This is a genomic window from Streptomyces endophyticus (assembly GCF_035798155.1).
GTDB classification, from domain to species: Bacteria; Actinomycetota; Actinomycetes; order Streptomycetales; family Streptomycetaceae; genus Streptomyces; species Streptomyces endophyticus.
Window position 1 is genome coordinate 39,860 of sequence record NZ_JAOZYC010000075.1, and the last position, 18,214, is coordinate 58,073.

Annotated in this window: 17 protein-coding genes; 6 read left to right on the plus strand and 11 right to left on the minus strand. The window is 72.5% G+C overall.

What is annotated here, in order from left to right:
• Positions 1-7: 7 nt before the first annotated feature.
• Both OKJ99_RS09650 and OKJ99_RS09655 read right to left on the minus strand, forming a co-directional pair.
• Positions 8-523 (minus strand): putative immunity protein, encoded by a 516-nt coding sequence (locus OKJ99_RS09650; RefSeq protein ID WP_326015444.1) that lies wholly within the window; start codon positions 521-523, stop codon positions 8-10.
• Positions 524-532: 9 nt separating this feature from the next.
• The gene (locus OKJ99_RS09655; protein WP_326015445.1) at positions 533-910 is read right to left on the minus strand and encodes a MerR family transcriptional regulator; all 378 of its coding nucleotides are present in this window, start codon (positions 908-910) and stop codon (positions 533-535) included.
• 81 nt (positions 911-991) lie between these two features.
• On the opposite strand from OKJ99_RS09655, the gene OKJ99_RS09660 reads away from it, so the two are divergent.
• The gene (locus tag OKJ99_RS09660) at positions 992-1,990 is read left to right on the plus strand and encodes an alpha/beta hydrolase family protein (RefSeq protein ID WP_326015446.1); all 999 of its coding nucleotides are present in this window, start codon (positions 992-994) and stop codon (positions 1,988-1,990) included.
• A 21-nt stretch (positions 1,991-2,011) separates the two neighbouring features.
• Here OKJ99_RS09660 and OKJ99_RS09665 read toward each other — a convergent pair whose 3' ends face one another.
• Both OKJ99_RS09665 and OKJ99_RS09670 read right to left on the minus strand, forming a co-directional pair.
• The gene (locus OKJ99_RS09665; protein ID WP_326015447.1) at positions 2,012-3,493 is read right to left on the minus strand and encodes an amidase; all 1,482 of its coding nucleotides are present in this window, start codon (positions 3,491-3,493) and stop codon (positions 2,012-2,014) included.
• Positions 3,490-4,497: a D-2-hydroxyacid dehydrogenase gene (locus OKJ99_RS09670; RefSeq protein ID WP_326015448.1), complete on the minus strand. Its 1,008-nt coding sequence runs from the start codon at positions 4,495-4,497 to the stop codon at positions 3,490-3,492. The genes OKJ99_RS09665 and OKJ99_RS09670 overlap by 4 nt, the downstream gene beginning before the upstream one ends.
• A gap of 371 nt (positions 4,498-4,868) precedes the next feature.
• Here OKJ99_RS09670 and OKJ99_RS09675 point away from each other — a divergent pair, with 371 nt between their 5' ends.
• The 5 genes from OKJ99_RS09675 (at position 4,869) to OKJ99_RS09695 (ending at position 11,101) form a co-directional block, all read left to right on the plus strand.
• On the plus strand, positions 4,869-5,771 hold the full coding sequence (locus OKJ99_RS09675) for a maleate cis-trans isomerase family protein (protein WP_326015449.1): 903 nt from the start codon (positions 4,869-4,871) through the stop codon (positions 5,769-5,771).
• Between the two features lie 131 nt (positions 5,772-5,902).
• Entirely contained in the window at positions 5,903-6,673 is a 771-nt protein-coding gene (locus OKJ99_RS09680) for a maleate cis-trans isomerase family protein (protein WP_326015450.1), read from the plus strand.
• A gap of 36 nt (positions 6,674-6,709) precedes the next feature.
• On the plus strand, positions 6,710-7,408 hold the full coding sequence (locus OKJ99_RS09685) for a GntR family transcriptional regulator (RefSeq protein ID WP_326015451.1): 699 nt from the start codon (positions 6,710-6,712) through the stop codon (positions 7,406-7,408).
• A gap of 227 nt (positions 7,409-7,635) precedes the next feature.
• The gene (locus OKJ99_RS09690; protein ID WP_326015452.1) at positions 7,636-9,978 is read left to right on the plus strand and encodes an MFS transporter; all 2,343 of its coding nucleotides are present in this window, start codon (positions 7,636-7,638) and stop codon (positions 9,976-9,978) included.
• A 136-nt stretch (positions 9,979-10,114) separates the two neighbouring features.
• Positions 10,115-11,101, plus strand: coding sequence for an Lrp/AsnC family transcriptional regulator (locus OKJ99_RS09695; protein ID WP_326015453.1), 987 nt, complete (start codon positions 10,115-10,117; stop codon positions 11,099-11,101).
• Here OKJ99_RS09695 and OKJ99_RS09700 read toward each other — a convergent pair.
• The 7 genes from OKJ99_RS09700 to OKJ99_RS09730 form a co-directional block, all read right to left on the minus strand.
• The gene (locus OKJ99_RS09700) at positions 11,079-12,356 is read right to left on the minus strand and encodes an MFS transporter (RefSeq protein WP_326015454.1); all 1,278 of its coding nucleotides are present in this window, start codon (positions 12,354-12,356) and stop codon (positions 11,079-11,081) included. The two genes, OKJ99_RS09695 and OKJ99_RS09700, sit on opposite strands and share 23 nt — an antisense overlap.
• A gap of 57 nt (positions 12,357-12,413) precedes the next feature.
• Positions 12,414-13,082, minus strand: a complete 669-nt coding sequence (locus OKJ99_RS09705; protein ID WP_326015455.1) for a GntR family transcriptional regulator — start codon at positions 13,080-13,082, stop codon at positions 12,414-12,416.
• A 62-nt stretch (positions 13,083-13,144) separates the two neighbouring features.
• The gene (gene ligD, locus OKJ99_RS09710; RefSeq protein WP_326015456.1) at positions 13,145-14,149 is read right to left on the minus strand and encodes a non-homologous end-joining DNA ligase; all 1,005 of its coding nucleotides are present in this window, start codon (positions 14,147-14,149) and stop codon (positions 13,145-13,147) included.
• 20 nt (positions 14,150-14,169) lie between these two features.
• Complete coding sequence (locus OKJ99_RS09715; RefSeq protein WP_326015457.1) at positions 14,170-14,886, minus strand: MIP family channel protein; 717 nt, start codon at positions 14,884-14,886, stop codon at positions 14,170-14,172.
• A gap of 137 nt (positions 14,887-15,023) precedes the next feature.
• Positions 15,024-15,581, minus strand: a complete 558-nt coding sequence (locus tag OKJ99_RS09720; RefSeq protein ID WP_326015458.1) for a TetR/AcrR family transcriptional regulator — start codon at positions 15,579-15,581, stop codon at positions 15,024-15,026.
• Positions 15,578-17,086 carry an MFS transporter gene (locus OKJ99_RS09725; protein WP_326015459.1) on the minus strand — a complete coding sequence of 503 codons (1,509 nt, stop codon included), beginning with the start codon at positions 17,084-17,086 and terminating at the stop codon, positions 15,578-15,580. The genes OKJ99_RS09720 and OKJ99_RS09725 overlap by 4 nt, the downstream gene beginning before the upstream one ends.
• A gap of 59 nt (positions 17,087-17,145) precedes the next feature.
• On the minus strand, positions 17,146-18,204 hold the full coding sequence (locus OKJ99_RS09730) for a sensor histidine kinase (RefSeq protein WP_326015460.1): 1,059 nt from the start codon (positions 18,202-18,204) through the stop codon (positions 17,146-17,148).
• Between the last annotated feature and the right edge of the window lie 10 nt (positions 18,205-18,214).

The following is an 18,214-nucleotide window of genomic DNA, read 5'->3' on the forward strand; positions in this document are numbered from 1 at the left end:
TGCGACGTCAGCAGTCGAAGACCGACCAGCAGATGTCGTTGCGCAGCCGCTGATCGTCCAGAACGAGTGCGCGGATGGCGTCGGGGAGCCGGTCCCGCTGCCACTGGCACTCGTCCCGACCCGCGTCCTCGGCTTCGGACTTGGGTGCCGCCGCGCGCACCGCCTTGATCGCGTAGGCGGCGGCGCCCAGTTCGTGCGCGGCGACGTGCGCGACCACGGCGGCCTGTCCTGCGGCGAACGCCGCGTGCCGGGCCGGCCCGGTGAGCACGCGCGCCGCGGCCATCGCGTGGCCGCCCGCCGAGCGGGAGTCGGACATCCTGATCTCGCCGCGCGTCCACGTCCTGACCTGTTCGATCGCCTCACGCGGACGCCGGTCGAGGGGCTCCACCGCCTCGAACAGCGGCAGTACGTGCTCGGCGCAGTCGGCCGCCCACAGGGCCAGGAGGTGATGGTCGTCGTCCGTGAGCGTCCCTCCGCGGCGCAGCGTGATGAAGCGGGGGTCGCGGATCGCAGGCAGGATCACGGGGCCACACTACGGCGCCGACACGCGGCAGGACCGGCCGGTGCGCAGGTTCTCCGTGGCTCCGCCGATGACGGAGTCGAGGCGTTCCCGGGCGTCGGCGAGTTCGGCGATCTTGTTGTCGATGTGGTCCCGCTCCACCGACAGCCGGTCGAGCAGTTCGGGGGTGGCGTTACCGTCGACGACGCTCGGCAGGAGCTCGACGATGGTGCGGCTCGACAGGCCGGCGGCGTAGAGCTGCTGGATCAGCCGGACCCGGTCGACCGCCTCCTGCGCGTACAGCCGTTGCCCGCTGGGGCTGCGGTCCGCGGCGAGCAGCTCGTGCTCTTCGTAGTAGCGCAGCGCCCGGACGCTGACACCGGCCTTGGTGGCGAGCTCTCCGATACGCACCGTGCGCCTCCCTGTCCGATCCTGTCCGGTCCGACGCCAGGGCTTGCCTCTGACGTCAACGTCAGGTTTTAGCGTACGCGCATGGACACCTTGGACATCTCGCGCTCCTCCGACACCCCGCCCTCCCCGATCGTCTCCGTCAAGCCGATCGTGCTGCCGGCGCCGCACCACGACGGTGGCCTGCGCGTACGCGTCACCGCGCCGGTGAACGGGCGGGGCCTGCCGGTCGTGCTCCTCGCGCACGGGTTCGGCTCGTCGCTGGAGGGCTACGGTCCGCTGGCCGACCACTGGGCCGCGCACGGCTTCGTCACCGTCCAGCCCACCCATCTCGACTCCCGGACGCTCGGCCTCGCGGCGAACGATCCGCGCAGGCCCCGGATCTGGCGGCACCGCGTCGAGGACATGAGGGTCGTGCTCGACCACCTGGACGTGCTCGAAGCGGCCGTTCCCGGTCTGCGGGGCCGCGTGGACCGGGAACGTATCGCCGTGGCAGGGCACTCCTTCGGCGGGCAGACCGCGGGCATGCTGCTCGGGCTGCGGGTCGGCGATCCGGAGACCGGGGTGGCCGAGGACCTGTCCGATCCACGCGTCCGGGCGGGCGTGCTGCTGGCCACGGCCGGGAGCGGCGGCGACTCCCTGACGCCCTACGCCGCCGAGCGCCTCCCCTGGCTGCGGCACCCCGACTTCACGCGGATGACCACTCCCGCGCTGGTCGTCGCGGGAGACAAGGACGAACTGCCGCTGACCGTGCGGGGCCCGGAGTGGACAACGGACCCCTACACGCTCGGCCCCGGCGACAAGAGCCTGCTCACGCTGTTCGGGGCCGAGCACTTCCTCGGCGGCATCTCCGGGTACGAGGTCGCGGAGACGACCGACGAGAACCCGGCGCGCGTCGCCCTGGTCCAGCACGTCACGACGGCCTACCTCCGCCACGCGCTCGGCCTCGGCGACTCCGACTGGGCGGCGGCCCGGGCCGAACTCGCCGAGGCCACCCACCCGTTGGGCCGCCTGGAGTCCAAGGGCCAGTCCAAGGACCAGGCCAAGGGCCAGTCCAAGGGCCCGGCGGAGACACCGTCCTGACGGTGTGTGCCAGGGCTCGTCTCAGCCGACCGGCGCCGTGCCCACCACCCCGGACCCGCGCAGCGCCGCGTGCAGCACCGCCGACGCGCGCAGCACCAGTTCGTCGCCGTGGCGCGCGGCGACCAGCTGCGCGCCCACCGGCAGGCCCGCGCTCGTGACGCCGCAGGGCACCGTGGAGGCGGGCTGCTGCGTGAGGTTGAAGGGGTACGTGAAGGGGGTCCAGCCGGTCCACCGCTTGTGCCCGCTGCCTGCCGGCACCTCGACGCCCGCCTCGAACGCGGCGATCGGCACGGCGGGCGTGAGCAGCAGGTCGTACGTCTCGTGGAAGCGGCCCATGCGCACGCCGAGCGCCATGCGCGTGTCGACGGCGCCCAGGTAGTCGAGCGCGCTCTTCGTGGCGCCCTCGCGGACCGCTTCCTGGAGCCCGGCGTCGAGGCTCGCGAACTGCTCGGTGCCCAGGTGCTCGACGACCTTCGCCGCACCCGAGAACCACAGCGTGTGGTACGCCTCGACGGGGTCGGCGAAGCCGGGGTCGGCCTCTTCGACGTCGGCCCCGAGGTCGGCCAGGAGACGAGCCACCGCCGCCACGCGCTCGGCGACCTGGGGCTCTACGTAGGCGCCCGCGAGGGTCGGGGCGTAGGCGATGCGCAGCCCGCGCAGGGAGCCGTCGGCGAGGGCCTCGGCGACGGCGGCCCGGTAACTGCCGCGCGGCGCTTCGAGGGCCGACCAGTCGCGGCTGTCGAAGCCCGTGACGACGTCCATCAGGAGGGCCGCGTCCTCCACGGTGCGAGTCATGGGCCCCGCGTGCGCCAGCGTGCCGAACGGGCTGGCCGGGTAGAGCGGGATCCGCCCGTACGTGGGCTTCATGCCGAAGATGCCGCAGAACGCCGCCGGGATCCGCACGGAGCCGCCGCCGTCGGTGCCGATGGACAGCGGGGCCATGCCCGCGGCGACGGCCGACGCACTGCCGCCCGATGAGCCGCCTGCCGTGGTCGACGGGTCCCACGGGTTGCGGGTGACGCCGGTCAGCGGGTTGTCGGTGACGCCCTTCCAGCCGAACTCCGGCGTCGTCGTCTTGCCGACGAACACGGCGCCCTGTTCCCGCATCCGGGCGACGCACGGCGCGTCCTCGTTCCACTCCCGGTCGGCCGCGATGGTCAGCGAGCCGCGCAGCGTGGGGTGACCCTTGGTGAGCATCAGGTCCTTGATGGACGTCGGCACGCCGTCGAGGAGGCCGAGGGCCTCGCCGCGCCGCCTGCGCTCCTGGCTCGCCCTCGCCTGCGCCAGAGCCTCGTCGCGGTCGACCAGACAGAACGCGTTGAGCTTGCTGTCGACGGCCTCGATGCGGTCGAGGACGGAGACGGTGGCCTCGACCGGGGACAGGTCGCCGCTCTCGTAGGCGGCGAGCAGTTCGGTGGCGGTCAGCGCGTACGGCTCCTGGGGAGCCGGGGTGCTCGTACCGGCCGCGGCGGTCGCACTGGTCGTGCTGGTCGTGCTGGTCATCGGGGGCCCTCCTCTGCTGCGGCCTGCGGGGCGTCCGCGACCGGTACGTAACCGAGTTCCTTGTCCACGACGTTGCGCAGTGGGCGGCCCGCGCGCCAGCGCGTGAAGTTGTCGGCGAAGACCTCGGCGAGGTCGTCGAGCCAGGTGTCGGTGTCGGCCGACATGTGCGGGGAGACCAGGAGGTTCGGGGCGTCCCACAGCGGGTTGTCGGCGGGCAGCGGTTCCTCGCGGAACACGTCGAGCGCCGCGCCACCCAGCTGGCCCTCTTCGAGGGCCGCGAGGAGGTCCTTCTCGACGACCATGGGGCCGCGCCCCACGTTGACGAAGCGGGCGCCGCGCTTCATACGGGCGAAGGTGGCCGCGTCGAACAGGTCCTGCGTCTGCTCGGTCAGCGGCGCCGCGCAGACCACCCAGTCGGCGCGCGCGAGCAGCCCGTCGAGCTCGTCGAAGGCGTGCACCGTGCCGACCTCGGGGTCGCCCTCCCTGCGGGTGCGTCCGACCAGGTCGGTCTCGATGCCGAGCGCGCGCAGGGTGCGGACGACCGCCCGGCCGATGGGTCCGCCGCCGAGCACGACGGCGCGGGTCCCCCAGACCCGCTGGGTGACCCGGTGCCGCCAGACGTGTTCGCGCTGGCGGTCGTAGGTGCCGGCGAAGTCCTTCGCGAGGGCGATGATCTGTCCCGCGACGTACTCGGCGATGGGCTGTTCGAAGACGCCGCGCGAATTGGTCAGGATCGCTTCGGAGTCGCGCAGGGCGGGGAACATCAGCCGGTCGACTCCGGCGCTCGCGGTGTGCACCCAGCGCGGTCCGCCCCGTTCGGGCCAGGCGCCGGGCAGCGCGTCGGTGCCGAACTCCCACACCAACAGCGCGTCGGCGTGCGGGAGTTCCGCGGCGAGCCGGTCCTCCGGGATGCAGACGAGCTCGGCGTGGGCGGCCACTTCCTCCAGGCCGTTCGGCCGGTGGTCGGCGAGCACCAGGACGCGGGATTTCTCGGTCTTCGGCACGGCGGTCCTTCGGGTCGCCCGACGGATGCGGCGACGGTTGGAGCGGACGGTATGCGAGGTGCGGGACGAGGGTTGACCATGGAGGGACGAAGCCCCGTAGGGGCTGGGGAAGGGCCATCCCCTGGGCTGAATTCCCCGGCTCTTTACCGAGGCTTTCACCGCGACGAACGAGCCACCCCCCGTAGGGGATTGACACGCTAAGCAGCCGATCTTTACGTTGTCAACAATCTACATGCGAACCGCGGGCTCACTCTGCTACCCGTGGCCCGCTCGGCAAAACACCGCTCCCCTCCGCACCACCTGCCATCACACGTCCACCTCAGGCGTACGTTGCGCATCGCGTACGCGTGCAGCCACGAAGGGGCACTGCATTGGACATCACGACCTTCGGCGGACCCGTCCCGCAGCGCGGCATCGGCGTTGTCGCCCCGTTCGACTTCGCGCTCGACCGCGAACTGTGGCGTTGGACCCCCGAGGAGATCTCCCTCCACCTGACCCGCACCCCGTACGTTCCCGTGGAGGTCAGCGTGGACATGGCTCGCTTGATCAGCGAGCACGAGACCCTGCACAACGCCGTCATGGCGCTCGACGCGGTACAGCCCGCGTCCTTCGCGTACGCCTGCACATCCGGCAGCTTCGTCGGCGGCATCGCGCACGAACGCGCGATGTGCGTGTCCATGAGCGGCGCGGGCGGCGGCTCGCCGTCCGTGACCACGTCCGGGGCGCTCCTGGAGGCCCTCGGCGAGTTGGGAGCGCGCCGGGTCAGCGTCATCACGCCGTACACGGCGTCCCTGACGGACGCGCTCGCCGACTTCCTGGGCGAGGCGGACGTGGACGTGGTCGGGCGCCAGTACATGGGCCTGACCGGGGAGATCTGGAAGGTCGGCTACCGCAACGTGGTGGAACTGGCCCGCTCGGCGGACCTGACGCACGCGGACTGCCTCTTCATCAGCTGCACCAACCTGGCCACGTACGACGTGATCCCGCAGTTGGAGGCGGAGCTCAGGATCCCGGTGATCTCCGCGAACCAGGTCACGATGTGGGCCGCGCTGCGGCACGCGGGCGCCCGCGCGGCGGGTGACTACCAGTCGCTGATCGACCCGGCGGCCCGCGCGGCGCTCGCGCCCTACCTGGGGCGGGGCAGCACTCCTTCGCCGCCCGCCGCCGCGGCGGCCGTCGTACGGGAGGCCGCCGACTGGGAGCAGATCTCCGCACCCGAGCCGACGGCGGCCGCTCCCCCGGACGAGCCGACCGCGGAGCTCGACCTCGGCTGAACCCCTGGGCCCCTAAGCCCCTGAGCCCCTGAGCAGCGCCACACCCGTGGCGCTGCCGCTCTTCGTACTGTCAACAATCTACATTTGACCGGATTCCCGGTACACTGCCTGCACGAAAGGACGTCAGACGTATGAGCGAGAAGACCACCCGAGTCGGGTTCCTGTACCCCGGTTACTCCGCAGAGGACGACTACCCGCGCCTCGAGCGGATGATCGGCGGCGGCGCCCGGCTCACGCTCGTCCACACGGACATCGGCGTGGACGCGCACCGGGTGGACGACCTCCTGGAGATGGGTTCCACGCACCGTCTCAAGGCGTCGCTCGGTGAGCTGCTCGCCCAGCCGCAGGACGTGGTGGTCTGGGCGTGCACCAGCGCCAGCTTCATCTTCGGCCCCGACGGCGCCCGCAAGCAGGTCGCGGAACTCGCCGAGGCGGCCGGCCTTCCGGTCGAGCGGGCCTCCTCCACGTCCTTCGCCTTCGCCCACGCCGTGCAGGCGCTCGGCGTGCGCCGCCTGGCCATCGCCGCGACGTACCCGGACGACGTGGCGGGCTACTTCGTCCGGTTCCTGGAGCACCACGGCGCAGAGGTCGTCTCGGTGTCGGGGCAGGGCATCATCACCGCCGCCGAGGTCGGCACGCTGGGCCGCGAGCAGGTCATCGAACTGGCGCGGGACAACGACCACCCCGACGCCGAGGCGATCCTGCTGCCGGACACGGCGCTGCACAGCGCCGCCTGGCTGGACGATCTCGAGGAGGCCGTCGGCAAGCCCGTCCTGACGGCCAACCAGGTCACCGCCTGGGAAGGCCTGCGGCTCGCGGGAGACGAGACGCCGCGCGAGGGCCTCGGCTCGCTGTTCCGGCTCTCCCGCACCTCCCATGCCCCGACCCCCGCGACCGCCTGAAGCAGCGGCCGCGCCGATTAGAGGACCGAACTGAATATGGCCACTGCGAAGACACTGCGACCGGTCAAGCGTGAACCCGCGGCGACGATCATCGCCGCCCAGCTCACCGAAGCGATCATGGACGGCACCCTGGCGCCCGGCACCCAGCTGGGCGAGGCCGAGCTGGCGGGTCAGCTCGGCGTGAGCCGGGGCCCGCTGCGCGAGGCGCTGCAACGCCTCGTGCAGCAGGGCATCGCCGTCAGCGCACCGCATCGCGGCGTCTTCGTGACCCGCCTCGACGAGGACGACGTGCGCGACATCTACCTGGCGCGCACCGCCATGGAGTCCGCGGCCTGCCGCCTCGTCCTGCAGCACGACCCGCAGACCACCGCGAACCACCTGGAGAAGGCGCACCGCCGGATGCAGTCGGCGGCGCGGCGTGGCAACGACGCGGCGCTGAGCGCCGCCGACATGGACTTCCACCAGGTGCTCGTCGAGGAGTCCGGCAGCCCGCGGCTGCAGCGCATCGCGCAGACCCTGTTCGTGGAGACGCGGATGTGCCTGTCGGTCCTCACCGACGACCACCCCGATCCGGACGCGCTGGTCGAGGAGCACGCGGAGCTGATCGAGGCGATGCGCGACGAGGACGAGGAGCGCCTCCTCACGCTCCTCGACGCGCACATGCAGGACGCGGTCACCCGGCTCACCGGCGAGTCCGCGCAGGCGGCGCCCGAACCGGACGCGGTGGCGGGCTGACCCGCACCACACGGCCTACGAGAACGGCCCCCGGCGATACGTCGCCGGGGGCCGTTCTCGTACGCGCGCATGCCCCGGCCCTTGTCGGAAATCCGTGAATCCGGGCACCCCGGCATCGGTTTTCCGGGGTTCGCGGACCCTGGCTGGCCTCGATGCCGCCCGAGGACGGAAGGTGCACCAGGTCGGTAAGTCGAACGCGGCGCCCTGCGCCGCAGGAGAGGGTCTTCGTGAACGTGGCGACAACGGCGAACGGAACACAGGAGCGGCGGGCCGTCACCCTCGTCATGGCCTGTGTCGGGGTGTTCGTCGCCTATCTGCCGGTGACCTCCGTATCGGTGAGTCTTCCGGCGATCCAGCGCGCGCTGGGCGCGTCCACATCCGAGCTGTCCTGGGTGTCCGACGCGTTCGTCCTGCCGATGGCGGCGCTCATCCTCACGGCGGGCGTGTTCGGCGATGTGCACGGGCGCAAGAAGGTGTTCCAGGCGGGACTGGCGTTCACCGCCGTCGGCGCCGCGACGGCGCTGTGCGCGCAGTCGGTCGAGGTGGTGTGGACCGGTCAGGCACTGGCCGGGATCGGCGCGGCAGCGCTGCTGCCGACGACGCTTGCGATGATCAGCCAGGCGGTGCCCGACCCGCGTGAACGCGGCAAGTTCGTCGGCCTGTGGGCGTCGTCCCTGATGGCGGCGCTGGCGGTCGGTCCGCTGATCTCGGGCGTGATCCTGGCCCACACGGACTGGCGCTGGATCTATCTGCCGTCCATACCCGTGGCGCTGCTAGCCATGGCGGTCGCCGCCCGGCTGGTGACGGACTCCCGCTCCCCGCACGCCCGGGCGCTCGACTGGCCGGGGCAGATCACCGCCACGGTCGCCATCACGGCGCTCGTGTACGGGGTGATCGAGGGCGGCGCGGGATCCTTCACGGACACCCGCGTGCTGGTGGCGCTGGCGCTCGCCGTGGTCGGCCTGATCGCCTTCGTCGTCTTCGAGCGGCGCAGCGCCAGTCCGATGCTCGACCTGAAGCTCTTCCGCAGCGCGGGATTCAGCGCGACGAGCCTGATCGCGATGATCACCTTCATGGGGCTCATCGGGTTCTTCTTCGTGCTGAGCCTCTACTTCGGGATGGTGCAGCAGCTCGACACCCTCGACGCCGGGTACCGGCTGCTGATGGTGACCGGGGTGTGCTTCTTCGTCGGCCCGGTGGCCGGGCGCGTGATGCACCGGATCTCGCCGCGCGTGCTGATCAGCGTCGGCCTGCTGTGCGCGGCGGGCGCGCTGTTCTCGCTGACGTCGCTGACCGCCGACACCTCGTTCGGCCCGATGGCCTGGCGTCTTGCCCTGCTCGGGCTCGGCATGGGTCTCGTCGTCACCCCGATGACGGCGACCGCCGTCTCCTCCGTGCCGCACCACCTGGCGGGCATGGCCGCGGCGGGCAACAACGCGCTGCGGCAGGTGGGCGGCGCGCTCGGTCCGGCGATCCTCGGCGCACTGCTGACGTCGAAGTCCACGGGGGCGCTGTCCGGGCACCTGGCCGATGCCGGGGTCACCGGGAACGCGGCGGAGCGGATCGTCGGTGCGGCCGAGGCGCAGGGGCTCGGGGCGGTGGCGCAGCTGGACCTCGGGGCGGACCGGGGGCGGGCGCTCGGCGCGCTGTCCGAGTCGTTCCTCGACGGGATGCAGCTGTGCCTGATCGTGGCCGGTTCGCTGGCCGTGCTCGCGGCGCTGGTCGGTGTGGTGCTGCTGCGGCGGCCGAAGCCGACGCCCCGGACGGCACCCGCACCCGAGCCGGTCGAAGCGGTGGACGCGCACGAGCCCGCCCTCTCCGGCACCGTGCGCGACGCGTCGGGCGTGGGCCTGGCAGGTGCCGTGCTCACCCTCATCTCGCCCACGGGCCGGCAGCTCGCGCGCGCCGTCGCCGGGGCGGACGGGCAGTACCGTGTGCCCGTTCCCGGCCCCGGCGCCCATGTGCTGATCACGACGGCGGACGGCCACCACCCGCACGCGACGAACCTCGTCCTCGACGGCCGCCCGACCGAGCACGACATCCTGCTGTCGGGCGCGGGCAGCATGACCGGCAAGGTCGTCGGCGCCGACGACGGACTCCCCCTCGCCCACGCCGTCGTCACGGTGACGGACGCCCGCGGCGACGTCCTGGCGACCGGCCTCACCGATGCCTCGGGGAGCTATGTCTTCGGGGACATCGCCGAGGGCGAGATCACGATCTCCGTGACCGCGGAGGGGTTCCGGCCCACCGCCGTCGCGGCGCGGGCCGCCAAGTCCGCCACCGTCCAGCCGGACATCGCGCTCCGGCCGGGCGTCCGCCTTCGGGGACAGATCCGTACGAGGCCGGAGCTTCGGCCGCTGTCCGACGCGCGCGTGACGCTGCTGGACGCTGCCGGGAACGTGGTGGGCACCTCGACCACCGGCTCGGACGGCGCGTACGCCTTCGGTGATCTGGACGCGGGCGAGTACTCGCTGGTCGCGAGCGGATACCCGGCCTCGACCCGGACGGTGTCCGTGAACGGCCGCGCGGTGGAGGCCCTCGACCTGGACCTGACGCACCCGCACGGCTGAGGGGACGGCGACGAGCCCGGGACCGCGTCAGGCGGTCCCGGGCTCACGCGTTTCCGAAAGGTGCCGCCGCTCCGAAAGGTGCCGCCGCCCGCCGCCCCTCCCGGCTCCTTTACGATCACGCGTAAGCCCACACGTCATGACAACGCCCCCACCGGAGCCGCACGTGCTCGACGCACTCGACCTGCAGTTGCTGCAGGCCCTGCAGCTCGACGGGCGGGCCCCGTTCAGCCGGATCGCGACCGTCCTCGGTGTCTCCGACCAGACCGTCGCCCGCCGGTTCCGCCGGCTGCGCGGGAGCGTGGGCCTGCGGGTTCTCGGCGTCACCGACGAGGCGCTGCTCGGGCGCAGCAGCTGGCTGGTCCGGCTGCGCTGCGCCCCGGACGGCGCGGAGCAGTTGGCGGGCGCCCTCGCGCGGCGCACCGACACGTCGTACGTGGGTCTGCTCTCCGGCGGCACGGAAGTTCTGTGCTCGATCAAGCCGCGCGGCGGCCAGGAGGACGAACTGCTCCTGGCCCGGCTCCAGCGCACGCCCCTCGTCACGTCGGCGACCGCGCAGTGCGTGCTGCACCCCTTCTATGGCGGCCCGGTCGGCTGGCTCAACAAGATCAACGCGCTCGACGCGGACCAGGAGGCGGCGCTGCGGACGCCGTCCGTGGAGCCGTCCGCTCCGCTCCCGGTCCTCGACGAGGTCGACGAGACCCTGCTGGCCCTGCTCCGCAGGGACGGGCGGGTGGCGCTGACCGAGCTCCAAGCGGCCACCGGCCAGTCGGAGTCGGTCGTCAAGCGCCGCCTGGACCGGCTGCGTTCGAGCGGCGTCCTCTACTTCGACGTGCAGCACACCCACGAACTGCTCGGCCGCTCGGTCATGGCGGCGCTGTGGCTGACCGTCGCCCCGTCCGCGCTCGCCTCTGTGGGCGAGTCCCTCGCGGCGCATCCCGAGGTGCGGTTCGCCGCGGCGGTGACCGGGGTGGCCGGGGTGTTCGCCGCGACCGTGCACCGCGACACCCGCGAGCTGTACACGTACGTGAGCGAGGGGATCGGGGCGCTCTCCGGCGTGCGGTCCGTGGAGAGCGCCCTCTTCGTACGACAGGTCAAGCAGCTCATGTACGAGCCGGGCCGCTGACTTCCTGCGTGCTGCGCCCGCCGACGGTGACCAGCACGAGACAGGCGAGGGCGACGACGGCGATCGCGCCGAGCATGACCGAGTAGGGCAGCCACGCCGACAGCGTCGCGAGGACGGTGGGCAGCAGGAAACCGGCGTAGGCGAGCGTGTAGTAGATGCCGGTCAGCCCCGCCAGGTCGTCGGGCCCGGCCATCCGCTGGATCTCCAGGAGTCCGGAGACGACGGCGATGCCGTATCCGGCGCCGAGCGCGACGGCGGCGGCCGCCGCCAGCCACGGTGACAGCACGGCGGAGTTGACGGCGCACAGCACGGTGCCGAGCAGCATGACCGACATGGCCGCGACCGGCGCCCGCCCGCCGCGGGAGCCCTTGCGGCTGTCGAGCTTCTTGGCCAGGGGCTGCACGGCGGCGCCGGTGCCCAGGGTCAGCACCGTGAGCGCGGTCGCGTAGGCGAGGCCCCAGTGCCCGACCCGGTTGTCGACGAGCTGGGGCATGACCGCGTAGGCGAGCCCGGCGGCGCCGAACACCCAGGGCGCCATCGGGAGGACCACCCAGCGGAAGCGGCGGCGGGCGGGGGCGGGGATGCGGAGGTCGGCGGCGAGTTCACCGAGCAGGGCGCGGAGCGAGCCCGCGGCGCCGCGCACCGCGGTCCGCGTCTCGGGGATGCGCAGCAGGAGTACCGGGACCGCGGCGGTGAGCACGATGTGGACGACGTACGGCGTCACCATCGGCCAGGGGCCCCACTGGGCCAGGGCTCCGGCGACGCCCGCGCCGAGGCCGAAGCCGGCCGTCTGGCACAGCGAGGCGCGGCGCGCTGCGGCCCCGGTGTCCGCTCCGGTCGACAGTTCCTTGACCCAGCTGCTGCCCACGGCCATGGCGATGCCGACGGCGACGCCGGTCATGAGGCGGCCGACGTAGATGGGCCAGGCGCTGTGTTCGCCGAAGCACAGGACGAGGCTCGCGAGGATGGAGGCGACGGTCCCGGCGATCATGACCGGCCGTCGTCCGCGCCGGTCGGATATCGGCCCGGCGAGCAGCAGGCCGGGGACCAGGCCGACGACGTAGGCGCCGAGGAAGGCGTCGACGCTGAGCGTCGAATAGCCGCCCAGCTCGCGGTACATGAGCAGGAGCGGCGTGAACTGGTTGCCGCCCCAGCCGCAGACGAACATCGCCGCGGCGACGGTCCGCCACTGGCCGGGCCGGACGGGAGCGGCCGCTGGTTCGGCGGGCTGCTGGGTGGTGTGCGTGTCGAGCATCGTGAGGGCAGGGCTCTTTCAGGGATGGGGGGGTCAGAGTGGGGGTGCGGGGGTTGTTCAGTGCTGGGGGCCGTGCGTGGCGGCCAGGTGGGCGCGCAGGGCCTCGGCGAACGCGGCGCCGTCCCGTGCGCCGAGGTGGCCGAGCAGCGCCTCGTGCTCGTCGGCGAGGCCGGGCAGCCGCTCGGGCCGGTGGCCGAGCGCGGAGACGCTCATGCGGCGTTGCCGGTCGCCGAGGGTCTCGTAGAAGCGGGCGGCGATGGCGTTCCCGGAGGCCTCGACGACACCGCGGTGAAAGGCCTCGTCCGCGACGGCGAAGGCACGTACGTCCTCCTCTGCCGCCAACTCCCGCTGGCGGTCGATGAGTTCGCGCAGTCGCCCCTCGTGCTCGGGGGCGAGGCCGAGGCGCGCGATGCGTTCGGCGGCGGACTGCTCGACAGCCTGCCGCATCTCCAGCACGTCCGCCGCCTCTCCCGGCGGGACGGGCACGACGACGGCGCCGCGCTTGGGATGCAGCGTCAGCAGTTCCTCGGTCTCGAGCCGCAGGAACGCCTCCCGCACGGGAGTCCGGCTCACCTGCACGCGCTCGGCGATCTCCCCTTCGCTGATGAGGCTGCCGCCGGGGAGTTCACCGGTGAGGATCAGTTCCTTGGTGACGGCGTAGACCGTGGTGGCCGCCGACGCGGGTTTCGTCCGGTGAGGCTGAGGCTGAGGCTGGGTCCGAGGCACGTCCGGACCCTAGCAGGCATAGATACAAGCTTGTATCTATGCCCCCCTTGCCCCGCGTCCCGTCACGTGTGCTCCCTGACGACGTCGGTCGGGTCCTTGTCGGCCCGCAGCCCCTGGAAACGGGGGTGGCGCAGCATGCCGTCGCGGGTCCATTCGGAGAACGCGATCTGTGCGACGAGCTGTGGCCGCGCCCAGTGCGCGGTGCGCTCCACGACGCGGTCGGTGAACGGCGAGCGCGGCTGCTGGAGGTCGTCCAGCTGTTCGCGCAGGGCGCGGAGGGTGCGGCGGTCGAAGCCGGTGCCGACCTTGCCCGCGTAGCGGAGCCGGCCGTCCTCGTAGTAGCCGAGCAGCAGCGCGCCGATGCCCTCCCTGCTGCCGGTGGGTTCGGTGAAGCCGCCGACCACGAACTCCTGCCCGTGGGCGCACTTCAGCTTCAGCCAATCGCCGGAGCGGCGCGGCTGGTACGTGCTGTCGGCCCGCTTGGCGATGAGCCCCTCCCAGCCGCGCGCGCAGGCGTCGGCGAGGAGTTCGGCGCCGCCTTCGTTGCGGTGGGCGCTGAAGCGGAGGGGGTCGGTGAAGGTGAGGGACCGCCGGAGCAGGGACTTGCGGGTGCGCAGCGGAAGGCGGCGGACGTCCTTGCCGTCGACGCGGAGCACGTCGAAGACGTAGTACCGCACCGCCACGTCGCTGGCCGCGACGTCTCGGGGCCTGGTCAGTCCCATGCGTTGCTGGAGGCGGGAGAAGTCGGTGCGGCCGTGTGCGTACGCGACGATCTCGCCGTCGACGGTGAAGTCCGCGGTGTCCTGCGCGTCGAGCGCCTCGACGATCTCGGGGTACGTGGCGTCGATACGGCGGCCCGAGCGGGAGCGGATGGTGGTGCGGCCGTTCTCGCGGACGGCGAGGACGCGGATGCCGTCCAGCTTCCGCTCGAAGATCCAGCCCTTCGCGAACTCGCGGCGGTCGCTGAGCGTCGCCAGCATCGGCGAGGCCGCGAGTTCGATGCCGGGAGCCGCGTCACGGACGCGGCTCTCCAGTTCGGGCGGGAGCGTGTCGAGGAGGCCGGTCATGTGTGGTCACCACCGGGCACTCAGGCTGCGGACGCCTCGTCGGCGATGGTGCGCTCCTCGCCCTTGGGGTGGGTGAGCTGGTGGACCAGGGCCGCGATCACGCCGCCGACCAGGGGCGCCACGATGAACAGCCAGAGCTGGGACAGCGCGTCACCGCCGGCGAAGATCGCCGGGCCGAGGCTGCGCGCCGGGTTGACGGACGTGCCCGTGAGCGGGATGCCGACCAGGTGGATCACGGCGAGGGCGATGCCGATGGGCAGGCCGTCGAAGCCGACCACGGCCACGCGGTGGGTCACGGCGAGCACCACGAACACGAGGAGGAACGTCAGCACGACCTCGGCGAGGAACGCGCCGCCCATGTTGATGTGCACGTCGGAGCGGTCACCGTAGCCATTGGAGCCGAACGCCCCCTTCGTCTGGAGGCCCGGCACCTGCTTGGCGAGCAGGAACAGCAGGGCCGCGCCGACGATGCCGCCGACGAACTGGGCGATCCAGTAACGGACCGCGGTCGCCACGTCGATACGGCGGGCGCACAGCATGCCCAGCGTCACGGCCGGGTTGATGTGGCAGCCGGAGATCGGGCCGAGGGCGTACGCCAGGGCGAGCAGCGTGAAGCCGAAAGCGAGGGCGATGCCCAGGGTGCCGATGAACTGGGCTCCCAGGACCGCTGATCCGACGGCGAAGAACACCAGCAGCAACGTGCCGAGAAATTCCGAAATGACAGCTCTCGTCTGCATTTCCTGCATCTCCACCACCTCGAAAGTACGGTCAGTTACTTGCGAGGCTCACGCGCCTGGGCGCTCGGCGCAGAGTGAGACGGTTTGAATACCGCCGTTCGGGTGGCAATGGGTCCTTCTGTCAGGTGCGGAGCCGCTCAGCTGTCGCCCCACGCCTCCAGGAGTACGTCGACGATCGCGTCGAGGTCGGCGTCCGCCAGGTCGTCGAAGGCGCCGGAGTGGCGGGCGAGGAGCACTCCCGCGACCGAGGCGACCAGGACGTCGGCGCGCAGTCCCGGCCGGTCGCGGCCCTCGCGGGTGAAGCGGGCGCGCAGCGGCTCGACGAGGCGGGCCTGGAGGGCGGCGCGGGCGGCGTCCTGCGCGGCCTGGTCACTGGAGGACTGCACGGCGACGCGCAGCAGCGGCACCGGGCCGCGCCGCTCCGCGCGTTCGGCGACCTCGCGCAGGCGGGGACCGGTGAGGAGGTCCTCCGGGGCGGTGTCGCCGTGTTCGGCGCGCAGCACCGCCACGTACAGCAGCGCCTTGCTGCCGAAGTAGCGGGAGATGAGGGCGGCGTCGACGCCGGCCCGTTCGCCGATCTCGCGGATAGTGGTGCGGTCGTAGCCGCGCTCGGAGAACAGTTCCGTCGCCGCCTCCAGCAGCGCCTCACGGCTGCGGGCGCTGCTGCGGCGCCGGTCGGGGACCTCGCCGGTCATGTACGGCTCGGTTCCGTGCGAGCCTCGGCGACCGCGCCCGCAGCGACGAGGGAGGGGCGCGGGCGGGCGCCCGCGCGGGTGAGCGCCACGGCGATGACACCCGTGGCGAGGAAGGCGGCGCAGCCCACGAGGCCGGCGTTGCGGTAGCCGTCGTCGGTGGGGAGCGTGGTGCCCGGCGCGGTGGAGGCCTGGAGGACGACGGCGCTGAGCGCGCTGCCCGTCGAGTAACCGATGTACTTCACGACCTGATTGAAACTCATGGCGCTGCCGGTCTCCGCCGCGGGCACGCCGCCGACGATGAGGCCGGGCGTGACGGCGAACGTGACGCCCACGCCTAGTCCCGCGAGCGCCATCATCGCTCCGATGCCCCACAGGCTGGAGCGGGCGAGCAGGAAGCAGACCAACGAGCCGAGCGAGAGCAGGCAGCCGAGCGGCAGCATCCGGGCGGGCGTCGCGGCCCGGCCCATCGCCCGCACCAGTCGGCCGGTGACGAGGCTGGCCGCGGAGAACGGCACGAGCAGCAGACCGGTGACGACGATCGACGCGCCGAAGCCGTAGCCGCCGGACTCGGGGGTCTGCACGTACCGGGTCACCAGGGAGATCAGCAGGTACGTGCCGACGCCGCCGACCATGGTGGTCAGGTTGGCGACGAGGACGCCGCGGTCCTTGACCAGGCGGACGCGTACGAGGGGGTGCGTGGAGTGCAGCGAGTGCACGATCCACCCGCCGAGGAGGACCACCGCCGCGACCGCGAGGGCCAGCAGGCGCGCGGAGAGCCAGCCCCACCGCTCGCCCTCGGCGAGTGCGAGGAGCAGCGCCGCCATGCCTCCGGCGAGCAGCAGCCCTCCGGGCACGTCCATCGGGGTGCTGGGCCGGTGCGGCGGCTTGGGCACGACGAGGAGGGCGGCGAGGAACGCGGCGGCCGCCGTACCGAGCGCGAACCAGAATCCGGCGTACATGCCGAGGTACTCCGCGAAGAGCCCGGTGATCGGGTAGCCGAGGCCGATGCCCGCCGCGGTGGTCAGCGACAGCGTCGTCACCGCGGCGCGCGCCTTCTCCGGCGGCAGCGCGTCGCGCGCGGTGGCGATGGCCAGCGGCACGAGGCCCATGCCGACGCCCTGCAGCGCACGGCCCACCAGGAGGCAGGCGAACCCGACCGGCAGCGCCGCGAGCAGGCTGCCGACGAAGACGGCGGCGAGCCCGCCGAGGATCACGCGCTTGCGGTGCGGACCGTCGCCGAGCCGTCCCATGACGGGGGTCGCGATGGCGCCGACCAGCATGGTGACCGTGAGCGCCCATTGCGCGGTGGAGACGGCGACGTGGTCCTCGGCGGCGATGGTCGGGATCAGCGGCGCGCCGAGGCTGCTGACGACGGCGACCAGCATCCCGAGGCTGACCAGCACCGGTACGAGCGCGCGGGGATGGCGGAGCGGGACAGGGGTCGGGGCGGGCGTCGGTATGGAGGGCTGCACGTTCATCCCGTTCATGTCATCAAGCGATGTCATCGCATGATGACACGGTGACCTGGGGATCTTGGCCCTCTGGACGCCTTCGGTGGCCGAGCTCACATGCCGGCTGCCGGGAGTTCGACGGTGACGCGGAGGCCCCCGGAGGGGCGTGGGGTGAGGGTGAGCGTGCCGTCGTGGGCACGGGTGATGGACTGGACGATGGCGAGGCCGAGGCCGACACCGGCGTGGTCGCCGCGGATGCGCTCGGTGCCGCGCTGGAAGGGTTCGGTGAGGATGGCCAGCAGCTCGGGGGCCGGCGTCTCGCCGGTGTTCTCGACAGTGAGCACCACCGAGCCGGGGCGGACGCCGGTGGTGACCCACACGGTGCCCCGCTCGGGCAGGTTGTGGACGATCGCGTTGTGCACGAGGTTCGTGGCCAGTTGCAGCAGCAGCGGCTGCGATCCGGACGCGTGGGCGATGTCGCCGCGGGTTTCGAGGGTGACGCCGCCCTTCTCCGCGAGCGGGAGGAGCGTTTCGGCGGCTTCCTCCGCCACGAGGGAGAGGTCGACGTCGTCGCGGGTGAAGGCGCGCTGTTCGGCGCGGCTGAGCAGGAGCAGCGCCTCGGTGAGGTCGATCGCGCGCGTGTTGACGACGCTGAGCCGGTCGATGAGTTCGCCGGTGTCGCGGTGCGGATCGGCGCGGGCCACGTCGAGGAGCGACTTCGAGACGGCGAGCGGGGTACGCAGCTCGTGGGAGGCGTTGGCGGCGAAGCGCCGCTGTTCGGCGACGTGTGCCTCAAGCTGCGCGAGCATCGCGTCGAAGGCGTCGGCGAGCTCACGGAACTCGTCCTTGCGTCCCTGGAGCCGGATCCGGTGGGAGAGCATCCCCTTCGCGGCCCGGTGTGTGGCGTCGGTGAGGTGGGACAGCGGGGCCAGCATGCGACCGGCGAGGAACCAGCCGCCCAGAAGGCCGAACACCAGCAGGCACGCCATGACGACGCCCGCGCCCGACGCGAAGTGCAGCGCGAGCTCTTTGCGGACCTGGAGTCCGCCGATGCCGGCTTTGACGTCGGGCAGGTCCCTCAGCAGGAAGAACCACACCGACGCGAGCATCAGGGCGCCGGCGAGCATGAGGAATCCGGCATAGCTGAGGGTGAGTTTGAGCCGGACGCTCATCCCGCGCTCC